We start from the raw sequence: 2,948 nt of genomic DNA on the forward strand, positions 1-2,948 counted from the left end.
GCCGGGGGTCGCGGGTTCGAGTCCCGTCCGCTCCGCCACTAATTTGAAGGCCTTCCCTGATGGGAAGGCCTTTTTGCTATGGGCGATTTTGTCCATAAGACCCACAGATTTGCACACCAGAATCAACACAAAGCCCGGCTTCACGACCGGGCTTTGGTGTTTTTAGCGTGTTAAACCACCAATATCTGGCTTTGCCCTGCCAAGTAAGAGTGCCAGATAGCCGGTTATTCCCGCCATTTTCTGGCTATATCCGGGCCTTATCAGCCATTTGAACGAGTCTACAAGGGGTCAAATCAGGCTTCTGTCGCTTGCTGACTACAGGGCAGTCCCATATTGACCACCCCCTCTTCCATCTGTACGTCGATCTTGAAGCCCAGCAGCTTGGCTAGGTTGGGAATACCGAGATTGCCGGATTAATCAGGTACCGTTCAAGCAAAGAGGCCTTCCCGACGGGAAGGCCTCTTTGCTTTATCTATCAACTGATTACCATCACTCGGTCGATTTATCAGGGCTTCTCTTTGTTGCCAATGCTCAGGCCGAGCTTGATGGAGAGGGCTGCCAGTAGCAGCAGCATCATGATCAGGGAGAAGAAGTTGCTGCCGAGTTCCGGGTATTGCACCTTGAGCAGCGCGGAGTGGCCGAAGACACCGATAAAGAAGCAGAGCAGGGTACAGATGGGGGTGTTGCCCACCATGGGTTCATGGCGATAGTGCTGGAACAGCTGATAGGCCGCCAGCCAGAGGGCAATCAGCGGGAAGAAGGAGAAAGGCACAACCGAGTTGGTCAGCACGGCCAGAGAGGCATCGCCACAGATACCAATCAGCATGGCCATGGCGAGCGGTTTTTTCGGGATCATAAGCTGTTCAGTCATATCGTTCTCCATCCTGTGGTCATGGGTGAGGTTCACGGCGCTTCTGGTTTTGTACCTCGGCGCCCATGGCGATCATCCGCAGTTGGCGAATTGTTCGGTCGGAGAGTGCACGGCACTCTTCGCTGGTCATGTCGAGTGCATCGGCACCGGCACTGAAGACGATGGTGACCATGGCTTCTGCCTGGATGTAGGCATCTTCCCGTGGTGCTTCTGTAGTGGCTTCCAGATAATCGGTCAGCTCGGCAATGAAGTGCTGGATTTCGCGAGCCACCGCCTGACGAAAGGCGGCCGAGGTGCCGGAGCGTTCCCGCAGCAGCAGCCGGAAGATGTTGGGGTTGTTCTCGACGAACTCCATAAAGGTCTGCACCGAGGTGCTGATGACACTGCCACCACCGGCAATGCGCTGGCGTGCTTGGCGCATCAGTTGGCGCAGGGTGAGACCTCCTTCGTCAACCAGGGTCAGGCCCAGTTCCTCCATATCGCGAAAGTGGCGATAGAAAGAGGTGGGCGCGATACCCGCTTCGCGAGCGACTTCCCGCAGGCTGAGATTGGAGAAACTCCGATTGGCGCACAGTTGGCTGAATGCAGCATCGATCAATGTACGCCGGGTTTTTTCTTTTTGTTGAGCGCGAATACCCACGAAATCAGTCACCTTCAGCTTAACGAGGACAAATGATAACCCGAAGGCGCCTCAGGATCAGGTTTGTATCCTACTTTTTTACCATTGACCGTGAGGAAATCACCATAGAAAATGGCTAACAGCTGTTCGCTGAAAGGATGCAATGAGATGGCCAGACCCCCGATTATTTTGACCAATACCCTGCTGTTTTCCCTCTCCGGGATAGTGGCGTTGATTGTCGTACCCTGGTACGGCATGAGCCACGGTTACGATCTCTGGCAGTGGGCCAGTTTCCTGTTGTTGTTCTGCCTGAGTGGTCTATCCATCACCGCAGGCTATCACCGGCTCTGGTCGCACAAGGCCTACAAGGCGCACCCCGCTTTGCAGTGGTTGTTTGCCATCGGCGGTGCGTTGGCGCTTCAGAATTCGGCCCTGCACTGGTCGGCCGATCACCGCCGTCATCATCGTCATGTGGATGACAACGATAAAGACCCCTACAGCGCGGGGCGCGGCTTCTGGTATTCCCACATCGGCTGGATGTTGCGGGAGCATCAAGGAGATCGCTATGGTGATTACAGCAATGTGCGTGACCTGCAGAATAACCCGGTGGTCGCGTTTCAGCACCGTCACTATCTGACGTTGGCGCTGGCGGCCAATCTGGGGTTGCCGCTGCTGCTTGGCCTGTGGCATGGGGACTTGCTCGGCATGTTGCTGTTGGCGGGCGTGCTGAGGATGGTGATGACCCACCACACCACCTTCTTCATCAACTCGCTGGCCCACATCTGGGGTAGTCAGCCCTATACCGATCGCAATACCGCTCGCGATAACGGCATCCTGGCTTTTTTCACCTTTGGCGAGGGGTACCACAACTTTCACCACCTGTTCGAGAATGATTACCGCAACGGCATTCACTGGTGGCAGTTCGATCCGACCAAGTGGTTGATCCGGCTCGCCTCCTGGTGTGGTCTGGCGGGGGATCTCAGATCCTCGCCGGAGGAGCGTATCGAACAAGCCCGGCTGCAGATGCAGCTGAAACGGGCACAAGCCAAGTTGCGCAAGCAGGAAGATCGTGAACTGTGGCAGGCGCTGCTGCAGGAGGAGTACGACAAGCTGAGCCAGCAGTTGCAACACTATTACGCCAGTCGCAAGCGGCTGCTGGAGCTGCGCAAGCGCAAGGCGCTGGCGCGCTATGACAGCCTCAAGCTGCAACTGGAGCACCGGGCCCTGCGTGACGGCTTCATCGCTGGTAAACGCAACTGGAGTCGTTTGCTGGCAGGTATTGCATGATGCCGTCCGGTTATCACAGAGACTAAAAGAGAAGACCGCCTGCTGGCGGTCTTCTCTTTTATGATTCAACTCAAGCTAGTTGGCTTGGCTCTGCTGTTGCTGCAACTGATCCAGTGCCTGTTGCTCCTGCTGGCTAAGACCCAGTTGTTCACAGGCCTGCTCAAAGCTGAT

General features: G+C 55.9%; 3 protein-coding genes. 1 reads left to right on the forward strand and 2 read right to left on the reverse strand.

Annotated features, from left to right (window positions below; translation table 11 throughout):
- Positions 1-505: 505 nt before the first annotated feature.
- Together AB5Y71_RS01135 and fabR are read right to left on the reverse strand one after the other, a co-directional pair.
- On the reverse strand, positions 506-871 hold the full coding sequence (locus AB5Y71_RS01135) for a YijD family membrane protein (RefSeq protein ID WP_005339919.1): 366 nt from the start codon (positions 869-871) through the stop codon (positions 506-508).
- A 19-nt stretch (positions 872-890) separates the two neighbouring features.
- Entirely contained in the window at positions 891-1,511 is a 621-nt protein-coding gene (gene fabR, locus AB5Y71_RS01140) for an HTH-type transcriptional repressor FabR (RefSeq protein WP_005339921.1), read from the reverse strand.
- A gap of 147 nt (positions 1,512-1,658) precedes the next feature.
- Between fabR and AB5Y71_RS01145 the strand changes: the two genes are divergently transcribed.
- Positions 1,659-2,777 (forward strand): fatty acid desaturase, encoded by a 1,119-nt coding sequence (locus AB5Y71_RS01145; protein WP_368170797.1) that lies wholly within the window; start codon positions 1,659-1,661, stop codon positions 2,775-2,777.
- Positions 2,778-2,948: the final 171 nt, after the last annotated feature.

The sequence above is a fragment of the Aeromonas sp. R9-2 genome (assembly GCF_040908025.1).
GTDB classification, from domain to species: Bacteria; Pseudomonadota; Gammaproteobacteria; order Enterobacterales; family Aeromonadaceae; genus Aeromonas; species Aeromonas veronii.

Excerpts from the sequence above, each read along its gene's own strand:
- AB5Y71_RS01135 (WP_005339919.1), bottom strand. The coding sequence starts at position 871 with ATGACTGAACAGCTTATGATCCCGAAAAAACCGCTCGCCATGGCCATG.
- AB5Y71_RS01145 (WP_368170797.1), top strand. The coding sequence starts at position 1,659 with ATGGCCAGACCCCCGATTATTTTGACCAATACCCTGCTGTTTTCCCTC.